We start from the raw sequence: 22,359 nt of genomic DNA, 5'->3' as shown, positions 1-22,359 counted from the left end.
AGGGGAGATATAAGCGAATATACCCGCTTATATCTCCCCTAATCATTTAAAATCAAAAGTGATCAAATCCCTAAAATCAATAAAATCAGCGTAATTCTGAGTAAGACAACCTCCGCGTTAAAGATCAACCACTTTACCTTCTTTACTGCTTTCAAAAGCAGCTTCAATCACCTTGATCACTTTAATGGCATCCTGCGCCGGTACCGGGTTAGCAGCTTTATTTACCAATGCTTCGTAGATACCCTGGTAGTAATCCATGTAGTTGCCGTTAGTACCGGGAACATATTTCTTTACTACTTTACCATCAATCTCTGTGTGCAGTAAACCCCATTCATGTGGCTGTTCTGCTCCCCAGTCGGGGCTGTTGGGAAAAAGACCTCTTTGCAGCTGCGCTTCCTGTATATCGGATTTTGTTTTGATGAAGGAGCCAATGCGGCCATGCAGCTGGTAAGCAGGCAGGGCTTCACGCACCAGGTAGTTGCATTTTACACGCGCCCGCAGGTGATCATAGTAAAGCACCAGTTCAAAATAGTCATCTACAACAGAATCACGGCGGATCACACGGATGTCGGCCCATACGCGTTTTGGCATGCCAAACAGGGTAATGGCCTGGTCAATCAGGTGGGAACCCAGGTCGTACAAGGCACCGGTACCGGGGCCTCCCAGCTCTTTGTGTTTTTTATAACTCAGCTCTTCCTTGAAACGGTCGTAATGTATTTCTGCTTCCAGTACATCGCCCAGCTGGCCGGACTGAAGCACTTCTTTTACAATTTTATAGTCGCTGTCGTAACGCCGGTTGTGGTAAACGCTGAGTAGTAAACCTTTCTCAGCAGCCAGGACTGCAAGTGTTTCACCTTCTTTAGCGTGTACAGTGAAAGGCTTTTCCACAATTACATTCTTTCCTGCTTCCAGTGCCGCTTTCACAAAATCGAAGTGTGTGTAGTTGGGTGTGTTTACTACGATCAGTTCCAGGTCTTTGTCTGCCAGCATATCTTCCACGCTCGTGTATACTTTAACGTCAGGGTAGCGTTGCTGCGCCAGGTTTTTACTTCTTTCTACTACCGCTGTAAATTCAAATCCCGGGTTTACGTGCAGGAACGGGGCATGAAATATCTGTCCAGACATGCCGTACGAGCATACGCCCGTTTTAATAATTCTACTCATACTTTTGATATATTGATGTAAACTGACAGCGTATTGCTATCGTTGCATAATTAAAACCAGCTTTTACTTTTACTGCTTTTTCCACCCAAACCCAGCGCGCCCAGTAAGCTGCGGGTAATGATGTTGGCGGCGGTACGGCCTACCTGCCGGGCTACAGAGCTATCCATCACCTGCTCAAGAACGCCCTTTTCCTGTTTTTGTTTCCCGGAAGATTTGGGTACAGCCTCAGTAGCGGCAGTTTTTTCGGCAGCTTCCTGCAGCTTGGCCGTGAGGATTTCATAGGCGCTCTCGCTGTCAATTTCCTCGCCGTATTTCTTCACCAGCTTGGAATTGTTTACCAGTCCGTCAATTTCCGCCGGTGTTAATACATCCATACGTGACCGTGGCGATACCAGCATGGTAGCGGCAAGCGGGGTAGGAACACCTTTTTCATTTAAGCAGGTAACGAGCGCTTCGCCAATACCTATCTGGGTAAGCAGCTCATCTGTTTTATAGAAATCTGATAACGGGTAATTCTCCGCAGTTTGCTTGATTGTTTTACGGTCGTTGGCAGTAAAGGCACGCAGGGCGTGCTGTACTTTAAGACCCAGCTGTCCCAGCACGGAAGGGGGTACATCCATCGGGTTTTGGGTACAGAAGAAAATGCCTACGCCTTTTGAACGGATCAGTTTTATGATGGTATCTATCTGTTTCAGCAAAGCGTCGCTGGCCTCATTAAAAATAAGATGCGCCTCATCAATGAACATTACCAGCTTTGGTTTATCCAGGTCGCCTTCCTCCGGAAGCGTGGCGTATAATTCTGCCAGCAGGCTGAGCATGAAGGTGGAAAACAGTTTCGGACGATCCTGTATATCGTTTACACGCAGTATGGATATGATACCGCGGCCATCGTCGCTGATCCGCATCAGGTCATCTACTTCAAAAGATTTCTCTCCAAAAAACAGCGCAGCGCCCTGTTGTTCCAGTTCAATTACTTTACGCAGTATGGTGCCGGTAGAGGTGGTGGAGATCTTTCCATAATCTTTTTCCAGCTCCGCTTTGCCTTCATCACCGGCAAACTGCAATACTTTTTTAAAGTCTTTCAGATCCAGTAAGGGCAGTTTGTTATCGTCGCAATACTTGAAGAGCATGGCTACGAGGCCGGCCTGTGTATCATTCAGTTCCAGGATTTTCGACAGGAGGATGGGACCAAACTCGCTGACGGTAGCCCGCAGGCGCACGCCCTTTTCCTGGCTGAGGGATAACAGTTCCGATGGATAGGCTGCGGAACTCCAGCTGCCGCCTATTTTCTGGTAACGTTCTGCAATCTTTGGGTTGTCGCTGCCCGCAGCAGCAATGCCACTAAGGTCCCCTTTAATGTCCATCAATAATACCGGTACGCTGGCATCGCTGAGTCCTTCGGCGATCACCTGCAGGGTTTTGGTTTTACCGGTACCGGTGGCGCCGGCGATCAAACCATGCCGGTTAAGCGTTTTGAGCGGCAGAAAAACATCCGCCCCGGTTACTACTTCACCGTTCAGCATGGCACAACCCAGCTTGAAATGCTCGCCTTTAAAAGTATAGCCGCTTTTGATATATTCCAGAAATGCATCCTGATTGGCCATGACGTAATTTTTTTTATGAAGATAATAAAAAGCAACAAGCGGTTGAGCTTCAAATTATTACCGGCGGTTATGTACTGTTTATCGATCATTAATTATTGATAAACGATAAATTTATTTTGCTTTTCGATAAAATCAAAATACCTTTGGTGTATTAAACAGGGTGTAATATGAAAATCAGTAAGTATCTTCTCCCGTTGAAAATCGTGCTGCTCATTTCTGTATTGATCAGTGTTTACATCACGATCTTTAATGGTGTTGCTTTTTTTCAATCACGTTTCAATCCTGATACGCCGGGTTTAAAAGCGGCCGTTCTTCAAAATACTATACTGGGTTTACTGTACCTGGTAATGACCTGGTATCTTTTCCGGCTATTAATCGGCGCGGGGAGTGAAGATATTATCTCCCGGAAAAATCTCAGTGCGGTAAAAGGTATCCTGCTTGTGTTATCGGGACTGCTGCTCACCAAAATTGTTTTTGCCTGGATATCGGGTGATAGCATAAAGGTGTATAACAACCGGCTTTATTTCCGGCTGCTGAGCGTACTGGGCGCCACCTGGGAATTGCTGATGGCCTTTATGGTGATCCTGGCGCTGGCCATCGTTTTTGAAAGGGCAGTAAGCCTGAAGGAAGAACAGGCGTTGACCATTTAATGATCTAAATAACAATATGCAATGGGGATAATCGTCAATCTGGACGTGATGCTGGCAAAAAGGAAGATGTCGCTGACGGAGCTGAGTGTACAGGTGGGTATTACGATGGCAAATCTCAGTATACTAAAAAGTGGTAAAGCAAAAGCCATCCGGTTTTCCACACTGGAAGAAATCTGCAGGGTACTGGAATGTCAGCCGGGCGACATACTGGAATACAAAGAATAGATTGCTTTTTCATACATGATAGACAAAAAAAAATCTGCTATTTGTTAGCAGATTTTTTTATTTATAAGATAACAGAAGATGACCTACAGATCTTCTTCTCTTTCCAGCATCAGGATAGCGGCCTGTGGTACGATATAATAGGTTTCTTCTTCGTACACTACTGCAGTAGAACCACTGAGCAGGAAAATAGCCAGGTCGCCTTCTTTCACCTGTAACGGAATATATTTTACTTTCTCTTCTTCCGGCTTCCAGGCATCGTCACTGTCGACTGGTACAGGTATAGCATACCCCGGCCCCGTTTTAATAACATAGCCACGTTGAACCTTTTCCTTTTCCTGAACCCCGGGAGGCAGGTATAGTCCACTGTTGGTGCGCTCGTGGGGAGTAGCTGGCTTTATCAGCACGCGGTCGCCCACAACGATCAGTTTTTTCAATTTATTATCTGTTGTTATGTGTATAGCCATGCAGGGTATCTATCAAATATAATGCAGCAGCGATAATAGTGACAGACTGACAGTGATTTAAATACTGCTGAGTGAAAAAGTTTCACCCGCCCGGATGCCTTTTTCGGTTTGTTGCAGTACACAACATTCATTTACCGGGTCGTGCTCGAAATAAAGAATGTATTCTTTGTCCACTGCTTCCTGTAAAAAGCTTTTCTTTTCCTGCAATGTTTTCAGCGGAAACATATCGTACGCCATTATATAGGGCAGCGGTATATGACCGGTGGAAGGCAGCAGGTCGGCCATGTATAAAATGGTTTTACCCTTATAGCTGATCTGTGGCAGCATCATGGCATCGGTATGCCCGTTGGCAAACCGGATGGAAATATTATCTGTAAAGTTTACGCCTTCCAGGTGATTAATATATTTCAGCTGACCGCTTTCCCGGATAGGCAGGATATTTTCTTTCAGAAAAGATGCCTTCTCCCGGTCGTTGGGTTGTGTGGCCCATTTCCAGTGATCTTCATTGCTCCAGTAGGTAGCATTTTTAAAGGCGGGCGCCAGTTGGTCGCCCTGGCGGATAATGCTGCCACCACAATGATCAAAGTGCAGGTGGGTGAGGAACATATCGGTGATATCGTCCCGGTGGAAACCGTGTGCTGCCAGTGATTTATCCAGGGTAGCATCTCCATGCAGGTAATAGTGACTAAAGAATTTCGCATCCTGTTTATCGCCAATGCCATTGTCTACCAGGATAAGGCGGTTGCCGTCTTCAATCAGCAGGCAACGCATGGCCCAGCTGCATAAATTGTTTTCATCTGCGGGATTCAGTTTATTCCAGATGGTTTTGGGCACTACGCCAAACATAGCGCCGCCGTCCAGTTTAAAGAATCCTGTTTCAATGGTGTATAATTTCATTATCCTTGAATTTTATCGGGTAGTTCTGTTTTGAAAGATACCGAATTCTGCACAACCACTCTTACGCCAGCTGCTTTTGTTTGCGCAGGGCAGAAATGATCCATATCAGCCCGATCACAAAAAACACCACCAGCGCCAGCACAGAATTCCGCATGTCTTCGGTAAGATCATCTATATAGGCAAACGAAAACATCCCAATTACAATGGACAGTTTTTCGGTCACATCATAATAACTGAAGAAGGAGGTCGTATCCTCTGTTTCGGGCATCAGCTTGGCATAGGTAGAACGGCTGAGAGATTGGATGCCGCCCATTACCAATCCCACCGCAGTGGCCAGTAAATAAAAATGCATAGCCGTTTGCATTTTGTACCCGGCAATGCAGATGCCTATCCAGAATATTACAACGGCAATCAATACACGTAGATTACCAAACCGGGTAGAAAGCCTGGCCATGCTCCAGGCGCCGGCAACAGCTACAATCTGGATAATCACCACGGTAACAATCAGCATTTCATCAGGGAGCTTTAATACTTTCCCACCAAAAATGGTAGCCGCCATCATCACGGTTTGTACACCCATACTGTAAAAGAAAAATCCCCGCAGGAATCTCTTTAGTACAGGCAGTTGTTTTACCTGGGCATATACTTTCCGCAATTCTGTAAACCCTTCTGTAAACGCGTTGCCGGTATGTTTGGTGGCGGTAGCGATGCTTTTGGGAAGGCGGGCAAACGTGATCTGTGCAAAGCCAAACCACCAGATCCCTACCAGCAGGAAGGTAAGCTGCACCGGCTGACTTTTACCCATGCCCAGTTTGGGGCCCAGCACCACCAGGCCAAAACCTAACAGTTGTAAAATCACGCTGCCTACATAACCCATACTGAAACCACGGGCACTGATACGGTCCCTGTCTTCCGGCGCCGCAATTTCAGGCAGGTAGGAATTGTAAAATACCAGTCCGCCGCAATACCCGATAGTAGAAAGTATAAAGCAGGTCACGCCCAGCAGGAGATGATCCCCGTCAAAAAAGTAAAGTGCGCAGCAGGAGAGCGAACCCACTATGGTAAAGAAGCGCAGGAAATTCTTTTTATTACCCCTCGTATCCGCAATAGACGACAGGATAGGAGAGGCAAAGGCTACCAGCAGGTAGGCGGCTGCCATAGAATAGTTGTACAGTGCGGAGTTTACAAAGTTCATCCCCAGAAAGGAAACATGTTCACCTGTAACCGCTAAAAAATAGATAGGGAAAAAAGTAGTAGTGATAACGAGGTTGTACACGGAATTGGCCCAATCGTACATTGCCCAGCCATTAATCACTTTCTTACTGGCAGTCTTCATATAGCTTTTAGCTTTTCACGAAGATAATATTCCCGTTGATTTTATCTTATTTATAATCCATGATATGGATATGCTCACGGCACATGAAGTATTCCTGTTCATCGTTGGAGCTTACAATAATAAGGCGGTTACCGCCATAGTCATTGATGAGCTGCTGGTATACGGCGATACCGGCTGCATCAAGGTTGGTGCAGGGTTCATCCAGCAGGAGAACGGGAACATCAGACAGGATGGCGAGGGCCAGCTTGATACGCTGTTTCATCCCGGAAGAAAAGTTGCGGAGTTGTTTGTTGGCGGCTTTTTCCAGTCCTACCAGCTGCATGGCAATGGCGGGTGTGATCCCCGGCAGGAAGCTTTTGAACTGTTGATGGAACTGGATGATTTCTGTGAGGGTAAACTCTTCGATGAGTTCCAGGTAAGGAGCAGCGATGGCGCAATACTGGAAAAACACATCGGGAGCGATGGGTTTTTCCGGCGTGCTATAGGTAACGGCACCTTCATTGTGTTGAATGGCGCCGCTGATTACCTGTAATAAAGTGGATTTCCCGGAACCATTGGGACCCAGTATGGCATAACGTTGTCCTTCACTAAAGGTGAGGGTTACCCGACGGAAGATCCAGTCGTAGTTAAAACGCTTACCTGTCTGGTTAAGAGATATCGTCATTGGTTCTGGAAGTATAGCCTCTCATGATACCACGTCCTGATTCACGGATGAACGACAGGATTTCATCTCTTTCATCGGTAGCAGGAAATTCTGCTTCGATGATGTTCACGGCTTTTGATAATTTATAACCTTTTACAAAGATGACACGGTAAATGTCCAGGATAGAGTTGATCTTTTCCAGGGAAAAGCCTCTTCTCTTCAGTCCAACGGAATTTACGCCCACATAAGAAAGTGGTTCGCGTGCTGCTTTTACGAAAGGAGGCACATCTTTACGCACCATAGAACCACCGGTTACAAATGCGTGATCGCCTACTTTACAGAATTGTTGAATGGCTACCATTCCAGCCAGTACTACGTGGTCGCCTACGGTAATATGACCGGCGAGGGTAGTATTATTTGAAAAAACGCAGTAGTTGCCTACTTCGCAATCGTGTGCAATGTGGCTGTATGCCATGATCAGGCAGTTATTCCCGATTTTGGTTTTCCATTTGTCTTTGGTACCGCGGTTGATCGTCACATATTCACGGATAGTGGTGTTGTCGCCGATTTCAACGGTAGTTTCTTCGCCCGCAAATTTCAAATCCTGGGGGATGGCAGAAATAACAGCGCCCGGAAAAATACGGCAGTTTTTGCCGATGCGGGCTCCTTCCATAATAGTTACGTTGGAACCTATCCAGGTACCATCACCGATTTCTACGTTTTTATGTATAACGGTGAATGGATCAATTTTTACATTAGGCGCAACTTTGGCGTCCGGATGTATGTATGTAAGCGGGTGGATCATTGCTATTATTTGCCTTCTCTTGTTTTTATAATTTGTGCTATCATATCGGCCTCAGTAGCTACTTTGTTGCCGATGAATACTGTCCCCCGCATTTCCACAAGCCCTCTTCTGATAGGACTCAGCAACTCCATTTTCAGGATCATGGTGTCGCCCGGAACTACTTTCTGTTTGAATTTACAATTATCTATCTTGAGGAAATAGGTATCATAGTTTTCAGGATCAGGTACACGGTTCAATGCAAGGATACCGCCTACCTGCGCCAGCGCTTCCAGTTGCAGAACGCCCGGCATTACAGGGTTTGAAGGGAAGTGACCCTGAAAGAAATGTTCATTGAAGGTAACGTTCTTGATACCTACTACTTTCTCTTCTCCCAGTTCAATGATCTTATCTACCAGGAGCATCGGGTAACGATGCGGCAATGTTCTTTCAATACGTGGCGTATCAAATACAGGTGGCTGATTGGGATCGTAAACTGGTACGTCTTTATTATGTTTGTTCTTTTTGATGTATGCTTTGATCGCACGGGCAAACTCCACGTTCGATGCATGTCCGGGACGGTTGGCAATGATATGCGCATTGATCGGGCAACCGATCAGGGCCAGATCACCTACCACATCCAGCAGTTTGTGACGTGCCGGTTCGTTCGGGAAACGTAATTCTATATTGTTCAGGATACCTTCTTTCTGTACAGAAATGGTTTCCCGGTTAAATACCTTGGCTAAACGGGTCAGTTCATCTTCCGTTACGGGCTTATCTACCACCACAATCGCGTTGTTGATATCACCGCCTTTGATCAGGTTAAGCGACAGCTGGTATTCCAGTTCATGCAGGAAGCAGAAGGTACGGCAGGGTGCAATTTCTGTTTTGAACTCTTCGATACCCTTCATTTTGGCGTGCTGGGTACCCAATACCGGTGAGTTAAAGTCGATCAGACAGGTAATGCGGTAGTCCAGTGCCGGCATCGCCACCATTTCTACCTTTTTCTTCTCATCATAGTAGCTGATGTTGGTATCAATAGTATAGTATACTTTTTTGGCATCCTGGTTCTGCAGACCAATTTTTTCTATTGCTTCAATAAAAGCATAGGCGCTTCCGTCCATGATAGGAATTTCTCCACCATCCAGTTCCACCAGCACGTTGTCCACACCGGTTCCTGCCAAAGCAGCCATAATGTGTTCTACGGTACTCACCCTGGCGCCGTTGTGTTCGAGCGTAGTGCTGCGGGTTGTTTCTACCACATAATCCACATCTGCTTTCACGATGGGGTGTCCCGGCAGGTCTATACGTTGAAATTTAATCCCATGACCCGGCGTTGCCGGTTTAAGGGTCATATTAACATAGGCGCCTGTATGCAAACCAATACCCGACAAGGTGATCTCTCCTTTCAGGGTATGCTGGTATTGCAACTGTTGATTTTCCATAATAAGCTAACTAATATGTAACTATTTAACCAGTAATCATTTATACACCCGCTCGTTCTTGCAGCAGTTGTTTAACCATCTCTTCCAGCTCTTTTACGCGCTTTTCAAGGTCCGGCAAATTTCTAAAAATTGCCTGACTTTTCAGCGAACTTTTATAATCATACGCCGGAGAGCCTGTCAGAGAGGTGTTGGGCACGGTTATCGACTTGGATAAGCCGCTCTGCGCATTAATTTTGGTGTTGTCGGCAATGTGGATATGACCTACCATCCCAACCTGGCCGCCAATTACGCAGTTCTGGCCGATTTTGGTACTGCCGGAAACCCCGGTTTGCGCCGCAATCACCGTGTTGATGCCGATGTCTACGTTATGTGCCACCTGGATCAGGTTATCTAGTTTCACGCCCTTGCGGATTACCGTACTACCCATTGTAGCCCGGTCGATAGTAGTATTGGCGCCAATTTCCACGTCGTCATGGATCACCACGTTGCCAATCTGGGGTACCTTTTTATAGGAGCCATCCGGCTGGGGGGCAAAGCCAAAGCCATCGCCGCCGATCACACAACCGGCATGCAGCATTACGCGGCTGCCCACAATACAGTTATCGTATACTTTTACGCCCGGATACAGGATAGAATCGTTATTAACGATCACATTATCACCCAGGTATACGCCGGGGTATATTTTCACGTTGTTGCCGAGCACCACGTTTTCACCCAGGTACGCAAAAGCACCCACAAACACGTTTTCCCCCATCTTCACAGATGCAGGAATGTAAGAAGGTTGCTGAATACCAGACTTATTGCCGGTCAGGTACCTGTACTGCTCCAATAACAACGCAAAGCTGCTATAGGCATCTTTTACCCGGATCAGGGTCGATTTGATCGGACGCTCAATCACCAGGCTCTCATTCACAATCAGAATGGAGGCATTGGTAGTATATATGAATTCTTCATATTTAGGATTGGCAATGAAACTGAGCATACCCTCGCCAGCTTCCTCAATCTTGGCGATGTTGCTCACCTTTACGTCCGGATTTCCCTCCAGCTTACCATCTAACATGGTAGCTAATTGTAATGCGCTAAACTGCATAGTTTAAAATTGTAATGTTTTCCAGGCTACACCGGATAGTATGAACTTATTTATTTAACATTTTATTCCTTATAAAACGTTGTTAGCCTGAATTTTTGGATGACAAATGTAGAATTTTTTTACCGGTATCGCCAGTGTATGGCTAATCAGTGCATTGTCGATGGAGGAAATGTCTTTTACAGTTCCATCCTTAAATAGGATATTAATCTTCTCGTCGTTAACGTTATACGCCCTCAGCGAGGCTGCCCCGGAAAAAACAAAGTAATCCAGGTCAGCACCTTCAATCCCCCATTTTTGCTTCACCTGTTCCTTCAATAATAGTGCTGCACTTCCGTCGAACGCCTGATTGCTTAACACAACTTTGAATAAGTTCCTGTCTATCAGCCATTTGCACAAAAGCGACAAAACCTTGTCCTCGTGCGTGGTCCAAACTTTAATAGCTCCCATTATATCATAGTCGTCCAGTTGGCAAAATAACTCCAGGCATTCGGGCCCGCACTCAAAATTGTTTTTTGTAACGGTATTATACAGGAAATATGCCAGGGCGGGGGAGGAGAACAGCTCCTTTCCCTCCTGTGCCAGCAATTTCGCCCTGGTCAGGATTTTTACCAGCATGTTTTCGGCACTGAGTACCGTTTTATGCAGGTATACCTGCCAGTACATCAGCCGCCGGGCTATGATAAACTTTTCAATAGAATAAATTCCCTTTTCCTCCACCATCAGCTCTCCCTTATGTACAATCAGCATTTTGATGATGCGGTCGTACCCGATAGTGCCCTCCGCCACTCCTGTAAAGAAGCTGTCGCGGTTCAGGTAGTCCATTCTGTCCACATCCAGCTGGCTCGACACCAGCTGATGCAGGAATTTCTTATGATAACGTCCGTTAAAAATATCCAGCGTAAGCGACAGGGCGCCGTTCATCTCCCTGTTCAATGCCTCCATCAGCCACTGGGAAATCTCTTCGTGAGATACTCCCTCAATAATGCCGTTCTCTAATGCATGGGAATAAGGCCCATGCCCTATGTCATGCAGTAAAATGGCCATCTTTGCAGCCACTTCCTCTTCCGGGGTAATGTCTGCCCCCTTGCTGCGAAGCTCCTGCAGGGCCATACTGATAAGGTGATAAGCACCCATGCTATGGTGAAACCGCGTATGCATAGCACCAGGATACACCAGGTGCGCCAGCGCCATCTGGTGTATGCGGCGAAGCCGCTGGTAATATGGATGTGAAATGAGGTTAAGAATCAACGGGTGATCTATGGTAATAAAGCCATACACCGGATCATTAACAATTTTTCGCTTGCGTTCGGTCATTGCATTTAATTATACGATTTCAGACGGAGGCGTCCACGTCTGAATCCCTGGTGCCTGTATGCAAAACTACACCCGAAATTAATTATATGTAATTTTTTTACTTATAATGACGCGCTGCATCCACGATACCCCTATGACAGTTCAAAACAATTGGTAGGTTACAGGTAATTAATGTTATGGATGCGAAGGTAAATAACTTTATCAGCCTGTTCACTTTTTCCTGCTACCATTTTACCGTGTTCCGCCCTTTTTAACATATAATTACCGGCAAATGATAGACGGGGAATGATATTTGCAAAAAATTAGGGGTAATTTCCTTTTTTTACCGGCACCTTAAATCTTATTATGAGTCAGATAAATATACTATGGGTAGATGATGAAATAGAGTCCCTGAAATCGCAGATTATCTTCCTGGAAAGCAAAGGCTACAAAGTTTCGGCCCTTACCAACGGATATGACGCACTCGAATTTTTGAAAGAACAGGTGGTAGATGTAGTGTTACTGGACGAATCCATGCCCGGCATCACCGGCCTGGAAACCCTCGGTAAGATCAAGGAAATTGATCAGCAGATACCCGTGGTCATGATCACCAAAAACGAAGCGGAAAACGTTATGGACGACGCTATCGGGTCCCAGATCACCGACTATCTCATCAAACCGGTAAATCCAAACCAGGTATTATTATCTCTCAAAAAAATAATTGATAACAAAAGACTGGTGGCCGAAAAAACCACCACCGCCTACCAGTAGGAATTCCGCAGCCTGTTTATGGCCCTTAGTTCCAACCCCGACTTCAACGAGTGGATGGACATCTACAAGAAACTGGTGTATTGGGAAATGGAAATGACCAAAACCAACAGCCCGGAAATGCTGGAAGTGTTTAATGCCCAGAAAACCGAGGCCAATAACGAGTTTTCCAAGTTCATCAGCCGTAATTACAGCGACTGGCTTCATCCAAAAACAAAAGAAGCCCCGGTGATGTCGCACACCCTGTTCCGTGATAAGGTAGTGCCTAACCTGGACCCCAACGTCCCTAATGTATTCCTGCTTATCGACAACCTGCGGTACGACCAGTGGAAGGCGATCCAGCCCATTTTCCAGGAATCGTTCCGGCTTGTGGAGGAAGAATCTTTCTACAGTATATTACCTACCAGCACACAATACAGCCGTAATGCCATTTTTGCCGGCATGCTGCCCATAGATATCGAACACCGGTTTCCCCAGGAATGGAAGAACGATGATGAAGAAGGCGGGAAAAACCTGTATGAAGAGCACTTTTTTGCTGCCCAGCTGAAGCAGATGAAGATGGATCCCCGGTTCTCCTACACAAAGGTGACCAATCATGCTGACGCCCAAACCATGCTCAATAATATCCACAATATGCTGGACTATCCGCTGAGCGTGATCGTATATAACTTCGTGGATATGCTCAGCCATGCCCGCACGGAAATGGAAGTACTGAAGGAACTGGCCGGCGATGAAGCCTCTTACCGCTCTATCACCGCCAGCTGGTTTGAACACAGTCCGCTGCACCAGGCCCTGAAACGTATCAGCGATAAAAAAATAAACCTGATCATCGCCACCGATCATGGCAGCGTAAGGGTGAAAACGCCTGTGAAAGTGATCGGCGATAAACAAACTACCACCAACCTGCGCTATAAACACGGCCGCAATCTGAACTATGACCCGAAAGAAGTACTGGCCTTCCGTGATCCCCGTGATGCCGGGCTGCCAAAGCCAAACGTCAACTCTTCCTACATCTTTGCAAAAGGAGACGGGTATCTCTGTTATCCCAACAACTATAACTATTTTGTAAATTATTACCGGAATACCTTCCAGCACGGCGGTATTTCCCTGGAAGAAATGATTGTACCTTTTGCCAGGATGGTAACAAAGTAACAACAGCTTTTTGCTATTTTTGCGACATGAATATCAAAATCACACCTAATAACCTGACTAAGCTAGAAAAGATCTTCGATGAGGCCAAATATGTGCTGCGCTTCGAAAAAGGTAGTTTCCTGTCCGGTTACTGCATCCTGGAACATAAGAAGGTGGTAGTGATCAATAAATTCCTGAACCTCGAAGGGCGTATCAATACGCTGATCGATATTTTAACGACCCTGCCGCTGGACGAGGAAGCGCTGACGGCGGAGTCGCATAAGCTGTATAAACAGATACAGGCCAGCAAACCGATCCCGGAAGCGGGGGAAGAAGAAGGCGGGGCCCCGGAAGAACACGCAGCAGAATAGGCAAAAACAGACAAATGATGTTGGGATGAAAGTTACATTCTTAGGTACAGGCACATCGCAGGGAGTTCCGGTTATAGCTTGTGGTTGCGAAGTTTGCTCCTCGGCCGATAAAAAAGATAAACGCTTACGCAGCAGTATTATGATTTCGGCGCCCGCCGGCAATATCGTAGTGGATACCACACCGGATTTCCGTTATCAGATGCTGCGCGAAAAGGTGGGGCACCTGGAAGCTGTACTCATCACCCACTCCCATAAAGATCATATTGCCGGCATGGACGATATCCGCGCCTTTAACTATTTTCAGAAAAGCGCTATTAATATATATGCCACCGAATTTTCGCAAAGTGTGATCAAACGTGAGTTTGCCTACGCCTTTTCTGATTTCAAATACCCCGGCATCCCGGAAATAAATCTGAAAACTATCGCTGATGATCCTTTCGATGTAAACGGGCTAACCATTACGCCGGTACATGTTATGCATCATCAAATGCCCGTACTGGGCTTCCGCATCCACGATTTCACCTACATCACCGACGCCAACTATATTGCGCCGGAGGAAAAGGAGAAGATCCGTGGTTCAAAGATCCTGGTACTGAACGCCCTGCGCCGCGAAAAACATATCTCTCATTTTACCCTGGAAGAAGCCATTGCGCTGGGAAAGGAACTGGATGTGCCGGAAGTATACCTCACACATATCAGCCACCAGCTCGGATTGCATGAAACGGTATCCGCGGAACTGCCTCCGGGTACCCACCTGGCCTACGACGGCCTCTCTCTCGAAATTTAAGGAGTGTTTTATTTCTGTTAACAGAACACCGCACAGATAAACTTAGCTTAGGGTCAAAATTGTTGTTGACCCATGTGGAAATCATTTGCCCGCGAATATCTGCGGTTTTCCCGGAAAGAACGACACGGTATATTAACGCTGGCGTTACTCATGATACTCACCAGCTACTTGCCCGACATGATCTTTTATTTTCAGCGTAGGCCCGTTACCGGTAGTGATAACCTGAAAGCGGCGGTAGCCGCCTTTGAGGCCGGGCTGGCCGCCGCTAAAAAAGAACCGGCTTTAACAGGAGGGCGTTATGTGCATACCGGCACAGATCCGGGGAGCGCCACCCTATTTTATTTTGATCCCAATACTTTACCGGTAACGGGCTGGCAGCAGTTGGGTGTAAGCGAACGCACAGCTGTCACCATTGGTAAATACCTGGCTAGGGGTGGGCATTTCCGGGTACCGGCTGATCTGGGAAAGATATATGGTTTGCCTCCCGTGCTGTGCGCGCGGTTAATACCTTATGTGCGCATTGCAGATAAAGGCGGCAACAGGTTTTCCGGGAGATATGGACCGCGCAATGGACCTGGAAATAAAGACTATAGCGGTGGTTGGAGGAGGGGATCGTATTATCATGGGGACAGTAATGTGCTGCATGGGAGAAGTAAAAGCAAAGGGCACTATTATCGGGATAGCGCAGCTGTTTATGTCCGCGACGATGCTTCATTTACCCATTATCGTAAGAAACCCCCGGCTGCGCCCATCGATATTAATACGGCAGACAGTGTGGCCTGGCAGTCGCTGCCCGGCATCGGAGCAGGCTTCGCGCGACGGATTATTGCCTTCCGCGACCGGCTGGGAGGTTTTTATGCGGTGGAACAGGTGGCGGAATGTTATGGCTTACCTGACTCCACATTTCAAAAAATTCAACCGTTCTTGCAGATCGGTAGCAGTTCTCTAAAAAAACTAGACCTCAACCTCACAGATGAAAAATCTTTGGCAGCTCACCCATACATACGCTATAAACTGGCCCGTCTTATTGTACAGTATCGCAGTAGCCACGCGGGTTTCAGGGCAGTATCCGAGCTCCGCAGCCTGCCGTTGGTGGATGAGATTATTTATCGTAAAATTGAACATTACATTGAGATCAAATATTAAAGCCACACGTTTATGAACTTTGCGCCTACGGAAATGCAACAACAGATTGCACAAATGATCCGGGATTTTGGAAAAACACATATTCAGCCTCACGTGATGGAATGGGATGAGCAACAGGAGTTTCCGGTACATATATTCAAACAACTCGGAGAGCTGGGACTGATGGGTGTACTGGTACCCCAGGAGTACGGTGGCAGCGGGTTGGGATACCTGGAATATGTAACCGTAGTGAGTGAAATTTCACGCATTTGCGGGGCAATCGGATTAAGCGTGGCGGCCCATAACTCATTGTGTACCGGTCATACGATGCAGTTCGCCAATGAAGCGCAAAAGCAGCGTTACCTGCCCAAACTGGCCACCGGCGAATGGATCGGCGCCTGGGGATTAACAGAACCCAACACCGGTTCCGATGCCATGAATATGAAATGCGTGGCTAAGAAAGACGGCAACGACTGGGTCCTGAACGGCGCCAAATGCTGGATCACCCACGGCAAAAGCTGTGATGTGGCGGTAGTAATAGCCCGTACCGGGGATGTGCGCGACAGTCATGGTATGAGCGCCTTCCTCGTGGAAAAGGGCACTCCCGGCTTCAGCGGAGGCAAGAAGGAAAATAAACTTGGTATGCGGGCCTCTGAAACCGCAGAAATGATATTCGACAATTGCCGCATTCCCGCGGAAAATATGCTTGGCGCAGAAGGCGATGGCTTTATCCAGTCTATGAAAGTATTGGACGGAGGCAGGATTTCCATTGCTGCATTATCGCTCGGTATTGCCAAAGGCGCTATGGACGCCGCACTGAAATACTCAAAAGAACGGCACCAGTTCGACCAGCCCATTTCCAACTTCCAGGGCGTTTCCTTTAAGCTGGCAGATATGGCTACTGAAATAGCAGCCGCGGAATTACTCACCATGCAGGCGGCAGACATGAAAAACCGCAAGGTAAAAATGACCCAGCAGGCAGCGATGGCTAAATATTATGCGTCGGAAGTAGCGGTGAGGGTAGCCAACGATGCCGTACAGATTTTTGGAGGTTATGGCTATACAAAGGACTTTCCGGTCGAAAAATTTTATCGTGATGCAAAATTATGCACTATCGGGGAAGGAACTTCCGAGATCCAAAAGATCGTAATTGCCCGCGAAGCACTGAGATAGAATAACGATTTTGCAATTGATACTGATTCTATTGAGATAGCAGGATTTTTATAATTTATGAAAAGAGCATTTATAAGCCGCTCATCATTTTTTCAAAATAATTTAATATTACCCCTTTAGTGTTATTGAATATTGCAAAAGGAACGTTAAATTTGGGTTAATTCATCACTCTTTACCGTTTATCAACCTTAACACACAAAATCAAGAAAGATTTGAAACACTTTTACGCAATGAAAAGCACCCTGTAATACGGGTGCTTTTCTATACCGGGTCTGAACTGGTTTATCCCGTATAAAGATGCTTAGTAAAAATGTGAAGCCTGTAATCCACGTTATGATTCTTCTTTAATTCAGTAGTTCTACTGATACCTGTAATATTTATCCCTATTACTTTTACAGCTGAAATTATTCCTTATTGTTATGTTCTCCAGAATTCTAAAATGGGCCACACGTATTGTGCTGGGCCTGGTATTGATTGTATTGACGGTATACGGCATTTTTAATTTTCTCTTCCGTCAGCATGCCAGCAAAAAATATACAGTTACCGTAAGAGACATCCCCATCCCCAGCGATTCAGCCACTATTGCGGAGGGCCGGCACCTTTATGAAATAAAGGGTTGCGGCGAATGCCACGGTGCAGATCTGCGCGGGAAGATGGTGGTGGATGATCCGGCCATTGGCCGCATTGCCGGCAGCAATATCACCTATGGAACAGGAGGGTTGCCGGAAAGTTATGGCAACACCGACTGGCTAAAGGCATTGCGGCACGGTTTAAATACCGCAAATAAGCCGTTATTGCTTATGCCTTCAGAGGAGTTCACCCGGATGGATGATCACGATATTGCGGCTATAATTGCGTTTTGCAGGGCACAGCCCAAAATAGATGCGCCTTCTATTCCCATAGAGATGGGGCCGATGGGGAAAATCCTGTCTGTAATGGGCAAAATACCGCTGTTTCCCGTAGAGAAAATTGATCATCACCGGGATCAACCCAACCAGGTAGCAAAAGCGGCTACAAAAGAATACGGCCAATACCTGGCGGTATCCTGTACCGGTTGTCACAAGCCTGCATTGACCGGTGGGGATAACCCGGTTCCGGGCGCTGTGCCGGTAGCCAATATCACCTCCACCGGACATCTGGGAAAATGGAGCCAGAACGACTTTATTACTACGCTGCGTACCGGTAAAACGCCGGAAGGAAAACAGTTGCAGGTAAAAGATATGCCGTGGAACATGACTGCCCAGTACACGGATGAAGAATTAACCGCTTTGTATCTTTATCTCAGAAGCCTCTAAAAAAAGAAGAAGGGCTTTCCGGAGATATATTTTCCGAAAAGCCCTTCTTCACTGTATTTAAAACTACTTTTTATCCTTGTTGAAGAAGTCGGACACTTTATCCTTTGCTTCTTCTGCCCAATCCTCTGCTTTATCTTTCACGTTATCCAGAAAATCACCTGCCTGATCCATCAGACCGGCCTTTTTTCCTTCAGCTTTATCTGACATGCCTGCAAACCAGTTATCCACTGTACCTGCAATAAAAGGAGGTAATTTGCCCTTCACATATTCTTTGATTACATCAATGGACTGTGCAGCCTGTTCGGCTGTAAGTCCGGCTTTTTCCTGTAATTGCTGAATGAGTTCCTGCATAAATAGCGTTTTATGGTTAGAGATAGTGTTGCTGTTAACGGATCACCGGAACAGTTATGCCACTTTCAGTTTAATGAGGGTAGACTGCTCCAGTTTTGCCTGTGCATATTCCCTGGTAAGATGAAAGTGTGTTTCGTTGGCAGACGGCAGTTCATACATTGCATCACTCAGCACTACCTCACAGATGGAGCGTAATCCACGCGCACCCAGTTTGTATTCCATTGCTTTGTCTACGATATAGTCTATTGCTTCTTCTTCTATCTGTAAATCGATATTTTCAACCTTGAAAAGTTTCTTGTATTGCTTTACCAGCGCGTTTTTAGGCTCGGTAAGGATCAATTTCAGGGTATCTCTGTCGAGCGAGTTGAGATAGGTAACCACTGGTAAACGGCCCAGTAATTCGGGAATCAGACCAAAGGATTTCAGGTCCTGTGAGTTGATATAACGCAGGATCTGTTTCCTGTTTTCTTCTTCTTTTTCCTTGTTAACGGTAAAACCGATAGAGTGGGTCTGAACTCTTCTGCTGATAATTCTTTCCACTCCATCAAATGCGCCACCGCAGATGAAGAGGATATTTTGCGTATTCAGCTTGATCAGTTTTTGTTCAGGATGTTTACGGCCGCCCTGTGGAGGTACCAGTACTTCGGTGCCTTCCAGTAATTTCAGGAGACCCTGTTGAACGCCTTCACCGCTTACATCACGGGTGATGGAAGGGTTATCATTTTTACGGGCAATTTTATCGATTTCGTCGATATAAACAATGCCGCGTTCAGCAGCTTCCACATCGTAGTTACAAACCTGTAACAGGCGGCTGAGGATACTTTCCACGTCTTCGCCCACATAGCCTGCTTCTGTAAATACGGTAGCATCCACGATAGCGAAGGGGACGTTCAGTTGTTTGGCAATGGATTTGGCCAGCAGGGTTTTACCCGTACCGGTTTCACCCACCATGATGATGTTGGATTTTTCAATCTCTACCTCGTCATCACCAATTTGCTGGTTGAGTCTTTTATAGTGGTTGTATACAGCTACTGCCAGTATTTTCTTCGCATCATCCTGACCGATCACGTATTCGTCCAGGAATTTCTTCATGTCAATTGGTTTAGACACTTTGGGTGCAAAGTTGGGCGCTGCGGCTGCAGCTGCTTTCTTGCCGGGGGTGAATAACTCCTGGTCAATTATCTCCTGTGCGTTGGCTACACAGTTTTCACAGATGTGTCCTTCAGCGCCTGCAATCAGTATCTGCACTTCTTCTTTAGAGCGGCTGCAAAAGGAGCATCGGATTTTAGATTCTTTCATTTCGGAATAGATTATTTTTCTACGAAACTATCATTGCCTGCATTGGTATTGCAGGGTTACAAATTTACACTAAATAGCCGAAAGCGTAAGTCTTAATACGGTAAAGCTTATCATCTCACAAAATAAAAGCTATTGTAGTGAAGATAGTAGCGTTTTTTAATATGTATCGCTGTAATCTTCGCTACAATAGCTTATTTATGCCTTGAGCTTTAAGCTTTTACTGAGGTGTTTCCAGGTTTTTCTTTGGATTCTTCTGAAGTACGTCATCAATGATGCCGTATTCTTTTGCTTCATCCGCAGTCATCCAGTAGTCACGGTCAGAATCTTTTTCCACTTTTTTAACCGGTTGTCCGCAGTGGCCGGCAATGATTTCGTTGAGTTCCTTTTTCAGTTTCACGAACTCACGCGCAGTGATTTCGATATCTGAAGTCTGGCCTTCTGCACCGCCATGAGGCTGGTGAATCATTACACGTGCATGTTTCAGTGCGGTACGTTTTCCTTTTGTACCTGCTACCAGCAATACAGCGCCGAAAGAGGCCGCCATACCGGTACAGATAGTAGCTACATCGGGAGAAATGATCTGCATAGTATCATAAATACCCAGGCCGGCGTAAACGCTTCCACCGGGGCTATTGATGTACATCTGTATATCACGGTTACGGTCGGAAGACTCGAGGAACAAGAGCTGCGCAGTAATTACGTTTGCTACGTAGTCGTTCACGGGATCTCCCAGGAAAATAATACGATCAGCCATCAACCTGGAGAAAACGTCCATCTGGGTCATATTCATCTGGCGTTCTTCAAGGATATAAGGAGTCAGACTGTTAATCTGGTGGCTTTTGGTGTAACTGTCTACTACCAGGCTGCTGATTCCCCGATGCTGGATGGCATATTTTCTGAATTCATTATTAATGTTCATGATGGTGATGTTTATGAGGTAAATTAACAAAATCTTCTGCTTTGATTTCCTCTTCTTTCACGTTCACCTTAGCCTCAGCCCAGTCAAATAACTTGGCAGTGATCATTTCACGGTAAGTCTGGTCTACAAATTTCTCATCCTGTAACAGGCGATCCAGGTAGCTGTCTAACCATTCTGCTCCATCAGCAGCGGCGCCGCCATAGTAGCCTAATACTTTTTGTTTGGCATTTTCCTTCAGATCTTCGAAAGAAACTTCCAGTTTATTTTCTTTAACCAGTTTATCGCTGATGAGTGTCCAACGTAATTGATGGTCAAAACCAGGGAATTCTGTTTCCGCTTCTTCCGCAGTTTTTGGCTTTTCACCGCCTACCTGCAGCCAGCGTTTGAGGAAATCCTTTGGCAATTCAATCGGCGTTTCGTGTACCAGTACTTCAAACAGGTCGTTGTGAAGGTGGTTACGGCTTTCAGAATCCCAATATTTGCCGATCTCTTCTTTCAATTTAGCGCGGAAAGCTTCTTCAGTAGTGATTTCTTCTCCCGGATAAACTTCTTTGAAGAAATCTTCATTCAGTTCTCTCTTCTCAATCAAACCAACTTTGGTGATGGTCAGTTTGAAATATTTCTTTGCCGCTTCCTTGTCGCCTGCTTCAAAGCCCAGATCTTTCAGGATCCAGCCCAAACGCTGCTCATCAAAGGAAGTAGCCAGTTGGAATACAATGCTGTCTTCATTCTTCTTACCCTGCAGCTCAGCCTGGATAGCTGGTGCAAAGTATTTTACCAGTAAGGCGTTTTCTTTTACGATACCGCCTTCTGCTACATTACCTTTCTTGTCAGACTCTTCGAATTTAACGTTAATCACGTTATCTTCTGAAGTAATTGTTTCAGGTTCTGTTGTTTTTCCACCTTTCAGCTGTAAACGCTGTACTTCATCGTTTACCATTTCATCGGTAACGGTTACTTTATATTTTGTAAGGGTGGTTTTGTTATCTTCCAGGGGAGTAACGCTGAAGCTGGGTTTCAGACCCACTTCAAATTCGAAGGCATAATCAGCAGGTTTGTTGAAATCCAGGTCTTTTGCCTGCTTATCCAGGGACAATGGCTGACCGAAGATTTCCAGTTTCTCTGTCTGCACATAACCCATTAATTCTCTCTCAACAGTTTTCAGAATTTCGTCGCCAAAGATAGCCTGACCGTGCATCTTCTTAACCATACCTGCAGGTACCATTCCTTTACGGAAGCCTGGTATGTTCGCATTTTTGCTGAATTGCTTTACTGCTTTGTCAAAATTAGGAAGGTAGTCTTCCTGGTTCACTTTCACAGTGATCTTATCGTTCAATAAACCAATGTTTTCTCTCGTAACGGTTGCCATAATTGAATTGTATAAAGTGTTCTTTAAGAAGCAATAATGATTCCTTGTTTATTTTTCTGCCATGAAGTCACAACGGCAAGTAGGAATGGCAGGAAACTATTTTTGAATAAAATCAGGTGAAACTGTGTCTGAATAAGACAGGAGTGACAATGAAAGTGAGGGAGAGCATAGCATTATCA

General features: G+C 46.0%; 23 protein-coding genes. 9 read left to right on the top strand and 14 right to left on the bottom strand.

Annotated elements, in window-relative coordinates:
- Window positions 1-117: 117 nt before the first annotated feature.
- Together ACMXI2_RS25410 and ACMXI2_RS25405 are read right to left on the bottom strand one after the other, a co-directional pair.
- Window positions 118-1,164 carry a Gfo/Idh/MocA family oxidoreductase gene (locus ACMXI2_RS25410; RefSeq protein WP_483778743.1) on the bottom strand — a complete coding sequence of 349 codons (1,047 nt, stop codon included), beginning with the start codon at window positions 1,162-1,164 and terminating at the stop codon, window positions 118-120.
- Between the two features lie 50 nt (window positions 1,165-1,214).
- Window positions 1,215-2,768, bottom strand: coding sequence for a helicase HerA-like domain-containing protein (locus tag ACMXI2_RS25405; RefSeq protein ID WP_483778742.1), 1,554 nt, complete (start codon window positions 2,766-2,768; stop codon window positions 1,215-1,217).
- Window positions 2,769-2,935: 167 nt separating this feature from the next.
- On the opposite strand from ACMXI2_RS25405, the gene ACMXI2_RS25400 reads away from it, so the two are divergent.
- Window positions 2,936-3,418 (top strand): DUF2975 domain-containing protein, encoded by a 483-nt coding sequence (locus ACMXI2_RS25400; RefSeq protein ID WP_483778741.1) that lies wholly within the window; start codon window positions 2,936-2,938, stop codon window positions 3,416-3,418.
- A gap of 21 nt (window positions 3,419-3,439) precedes the next feature.
- A complete protein-coding gene (locus ACMXI2_RS25395) occupies window positions 3,440-3,643 on the top strand; it encodes a helix-turn-helix domain-containing protein (RefSeq protein ID WP_079473561.1) in 204 nt (67 codons plus the stop codon).
- Window positions 3,644-3,726: 83 nt separating this feature from the next.
- On the opposite strand, the gene ACMXI2_RS25390 is transcribed toward ACMXI2_RS25395, so the two are convergent.
- The 8 genes from ACMXI2_RS25390 to ACMXI2_RS25355 form a co-directional block, all read right to left on the bottom strand.
- Window positions 3,727-4,107 carry a co-chaperone GroES gene (locus ACMXI2_RS25390; RefSeq protein ID WP_483778740.1) on the bottom strand — a complete coding sequence of 127 codons (381 nt, stop codon included), beginning with the start codon at window positions 4,105-4,107 and terminating at the stop codon, window positions 3,727-3,729.
- 57 nt (window positions 4,108-4,164) lie between these two features.
- Window positions 4,165-5,004, bottom strand: a complete 840-nt coding sequence (locus tag ACMXI2_RS25385; protein WP_483778739.1) for an MBL fold metallo-hydrolase — start codon at window positions 5,002-5,004, stop codon at window positions 4,165-4,167.
- A 61-nt stretch (window positions 5,005-5,065) separates the two neighbouring features.
- Window positions 5,066-6,340: an MFS transporter gene (locus tag ACMXI2_RS25380; RefSeq protein ID WP_483778738.1), complete on the bottom strand. Its 1,275-nt coding sequence runs from the start codon at window positions 6,338-6,340 to the stop codon at window positions 5,066-5,068.
- 46 nt (window positions 6,341-6,386) lie between these two features.
- Window positions 6,387-7,004 (bottom strand): ABC transporter ATP-binding protein, encoded by a 618-nt coding sequence (locus ACMXI2_RS25375; protein ID WP_483778737.1) that lies wholly within the window; start codon window positions 7,002-7,004, stop codon window positions 6,387-6,389.
- Window positions 6,988-7,788 carry an acyl-ACP--UDP-N-acetylglucosamine O-acyltransferase gene (lpxA, locus tag ACMXI2_RS25370; protein WP_079473565.1) on the bottom strand — a complete coding sequence of 267 codons (801 nt, stop codon included), beginning with the start codon at window positions 7,786-7,788 and terminating at the stop codon, window positions 6,988-6,990. Before lpxA ends, ACMXI2_RS25375 begins: the two co-directional genes overlap by 17 nt.
- Window positions 7,789-7,793: 5 nt before the next feature.
- The gene (locus tag ACMXI2_RS25365) at window positions 7,794-9,209 is read right to left on the bottom strand and encodes a bifunctional UDP-3-O-[3-hydroxymyristoyl] N-acetylglucosamine deacetylase/3-hydroxyacyl-ACP dehydratase (RefSeq protein ID WP_483778736.1); all 1,416 of its coding nucleotides are present in this window, start codon (window positions 9,207-9,209) and stop codon (window positions 7,794-7,796) included.
- A gap of 40 nt (window positions 9,210-9,249) precedes the next feature.
- Window positions 9,250-10,299, bottom strand: a complete 1,050-nt coding sequence (gene lpxD, locus ACMXI2_RS25360) for a UDP-3-O-(3-hydroxymyristoyl)glucosamine N-acyltransferase (RefSeq protein ID WP_079473567.1) — start codon at window positions 10,297-10,299, stop codon at window positions 9,250-9,252.
- A gap of 69 nt (window positions 10,300-10,368) precedes the next feature.
- Window positions 10,369-11,613 carry an HD domain-containing protein gene (locus ACMXI2_RS25355; RefSeq protein WP_483778735.1) on the bottom strand — a complete coding sequence of 415 codons (1,245 nt, stop codon included), beginning with the start codon at window positions 11,611-11,613 and terminating at the stop codon, window positions 10,369-10,371.
- A gap of 345 nt (window positions 11,614-11,958) precedes the next feature.
- On the opposite strand from ACMXI2_RS25355, the gene ACMXI2_RS25350 reads away from it, so the two are divergent.
- The 7 genes from ACMXI2_RS25350 to ACMXI2_RS25320 all read left to right on the top strand — a co-directional run bounded on the left by ACMXI2_RS25350 (window position 11,959) and on the right by ACMXI2_RS25320 (window position 18,242).
- Window positions 11,959-12,363, top strand: coding sequence for a response regulator (locus ACMXI2_RS25350; protein WP_483778734.1), 405 nt, complete (start codon window positions 11,959-11,961; stop codon window positions 12,361-12,363).
- 12 nt (window positions 12,364-12,375) lie between these two features.
- Complete coding sequence (gene porX / locus ACMXI2_RS25345) at window positions 12,376-13,512, top strand: T9SS response regulator signal transducer PorX (RefSeq protein ID WP_483782414.1); 1,137 nt, start codon at window positions 12,376-12,378, stop codon at window positions 13,510-13,512.
- A 26-nt stretch (window positions 13,513-13,538) separates the two neighbouring features.
- Window positions 13,539-13,862 (top strand): hypothetical protein, encoded by a 324-nt coding sequence (locus tag ACMXI2_RS25340; RefSeq protein ID WP_079473570.1) that lies wholly within the window; start codon window positions 13,539-13,541, stop codon window positions 13,860-13,862.
- Window positions 13,863-13,887: 25 nt separating this feature from the next.
- Window positions 13,888-14,649 (top strand): MBL fold metallo-hydrolase, encoded by a 762-nt coding sequence (locus ACMXI2_RS25335; RefSeq protein WP_483778733.1) that lies wholly within the window; start codon window positions 13,888-13,890, stop codon window positions 14,647-14,649.
- A gap of 72 nt (window positions 14,650-14,721) precedes the next feature.
- Window positions 14,722-15,795, top strand: a complete 1,074-nt coding sequence (locus ACMXI2_RS25330) for a ComEA family DNA-binding protein (RefSeq protein WP_483778732.1) — start codon at window positions 14,722-14,724, stop codon at window positions 15,793-15,795.
- 12 nt (window positions 15,796-15,807) lie between these two features.
- A complete protein-coding gene (locus tag ACMXI2_RS25325; RefSeq protein ID WP_483778731.1) occupies window positions 15,808-16,947 on the top strand; it encodes an acyl-CoA dehydrogenase family protein in 1,140 nt (379 codons plus the stop codon).
- A 419-nt stretch (window positions 16,948-17,366) separates the two neighbouring features.
- Entirely contained in the window at window positions 17,367-18,242 is an 876-nt protein-coding gene (locus tag ACMXI2_RS25320; protein WP_483778730.1) for a c-type cytochrome, read from the top strand.
- A gap of 63 nt (window positions 18,243-18,305) precedes the next feature.
- Here ACMXI2_RS25320 and ACMXI2_RS25315 read toward each other — a convergent pair whose 3' ends face one another.
- From ACMXI2_RS25315 to tig, 4 genes are all read right to left on the bottom strand, one after another.
- Entirely contained in the window at window positions 18,306-18,593 is a 288-nt protein-coding gene (locus ACMXI2_RS25315) for a hypothetical protein (RefSeq protein WP_079473575.1), read from the bottom strand.
- Window positions 18,594-18,647: 54 nt separating this feature from the next.
- Window positions 18,648-19,892 (bottom strand): ATP-dependent Clp protease ATP-binding subunit ClpX, encoded by a 1,245-nt coding sequence (gene clpX, locus ACMXI2_RS25310; protein WP_483778729.1) that lies wholly within the window; start codon window positions 19,890-19,892, stop codon window positions 18,648-18,650.
- A gap of 217 nt (window positions 19,893-20,109) precedes the next feature.
- The gene (clpP, locus tag ACMXI2_RS25305) at window positions 20,110-20,811 is read right to left on the bottom strand and encodes an ATP-dependent Clp endopeptidase proteolytic subunit ClpP (RefSeq protein ID WP_079473577.1); all 702 of its coding nucleotides are present in this window, start codon (window positions 20,809-20,811) and stop codon (window positions 20,110-20,112) included.
- On the bottom strand, window positions 20,801-22,180 hold the full coding sequence (gene tig, locus ACMXI2_RS25300; protein WP_483778728.1) for a trigger factor: 1,380 nt from the start codon (window positions 22,178-22,180) through the stop codon (window positions 20,801-20,803). The genes clpP and tig overlap by 11 nt, the downstream gene beginning before the upstream one ends.
- Window positions 22,181-22,359: the final 179 nt, after the last annotated feature.

The sequence above is a fragment of the Chitinophaga sp. G7 BAM 1005 genome, assembly GCF_057126945.1.
The sequence above is the reverse complement of the archived record's forward strand: the minus strand, read 5'-3'. Positions and strand labels throughout refer to the sequence as shown.

Coding starts and splice junctions, on each gene's coding strand:
- ACMXI2_RS25405 (WP_483778742.1), bottom strand. CDS start 2,768: ATGGCCAATCAGGATGCATTTCTGGAATATATCAAAAGCGGCTATACT.
- ACMXI2_RS25390 (WP_483778740.1), bottom strand. CDS start 4,107: ATGGCTATACACATAACAACAGATAATAAATTGAAAAAACTGATCGTT.
- ACMXI2_RS25385 (WP_483778739.1), bottom strand. CDS start 5,004: ATGAAATTATACACCATTGAAACAGGATTCTTTAAACTGGACGGCGGC.
- ACMXI2_RS25315 (WP_079473575.1), bottom strand. CDS start 18,593: ATGCAGGAACTCATTCAGCAATTACAGGAAAAAGCCGGACTTACAGCC.
- ACMXI2_RS25375 (WP_483778737.1), bottom strand. CDS start 7,004: ATGACGATATCTCTTAACCAGACAGGTAAGCGTTTTAACTACGACTGG.
- clpX (WP_483778729.1), bottom strand. CDS start 19,892: ATGAAAGAATCTAAAATCCGATGCTCCTTTTGCAGCCGCTCTAAAGAA.
- ACMXI2_RS25380 (WP_483778738.1), bottom strand. CDS start 6,340: ATGAAGACTGCCAGTAAGAAAGTGATTAATGGCTGGGCAATGTACGAT.
- ACMXI2_RS25355 (WP_483778735.1), bottom strand. CDS start 11,613: ATGACCGAACGCAAGCGAAAAATTGTTAATGATCCGGTGTATGGCTTT.
- clpP (WP_079473577.1), bottom strand. CDS start 20,811: ATGAACATTAATAATGAATTCAGAAAATATGCCATCCAGCATCGGGGA.
- ACMXI2_RS25320 (WP_483778730.1), top strand. CDS start 17,367: ATGTTCTCCAGAATTCTAAAATGGGCCACACGTATTGTGCTGGGCCTG.
- ACMXI2_RS25350 (WP_483778734.1), top strand. CDS start 11,959: ATGAGTCAGATAAATATACTATGGGTAGATGATGAAATAGAGTCCCTG.
- ACMXI2_RS25340 (WP_079473570.1), top strand. CDS start 13,539: ATGAATATCAAAATCACACCTAATAACCTGACTAAGCTAGAAAAGATC.
- ACMXI2_RS25410 (WP_483778743.1), bottom strand. CDS start 1,164: ATGAGTAGAATTATTAAAACGGGCGTATGCTCGTACGGCATGTCTGGA.
- ACMXI2_RS25395 (WP_079473561.1), top strand. CDS start 3,440: ATGGGGATAATCGTCAATCTGGACGTGATGCTGGCAAAAAGGAAGATG.
- lpxD (WP_079473567.1), bottom strand. CDS start 10,299: ATGCAGTTTAGCGCATTACAATTAGCTACCATGTTAGATGGTAAGCTG.
- ACMXI2_RS25400 (WP_483778741.1), top strand. CDS start 2,936: ATGAAAATCAGTAAGTATCTTCTCCCGTTGAAAATCGTGCTGCTCATT.
- ACMXI2_RS25335 (WP_483778733.1), top strand. CDS start 13,888: ATGAAAGTTACATTCTTAGGTACAGGCACATCGCAGGGAGTTCCGGTT.
- ACMXI2_RS25365 (WP_483778736.1), bottom strand. CDS start 9,209: ATGGAAAATCAACAGTTGCAATACCAGCATACCCTGAAAGGAGAGATC.
- lpxA (WP_079473565.1), bottom strand. CDS start 7,788: ATGATCCACCCGCTTACATACATACATCCGGACGCCAAAGTTGCGCCT.
- ACMXI2_RS25325 (WP_483778731.1), top strand. CDS start 15,808: ATGAACTTTGCGCCTACGGAAATGCAACAACAGATTGCACAAATGATC.
- tig (WP_483778728.1), bottom strand. CDS start 22,180: ATGGCAACCGTTACGAGAGAAAACATTGGTTTATTGAACGATAAGATC.
- ACMXI2_RS25330 (WP_483778732.1), top strand. CDS start 14,722: ATGTGGAAATCATTTGCCCGCGAATATCTGCGGTTTTCCCGGAAAGAA.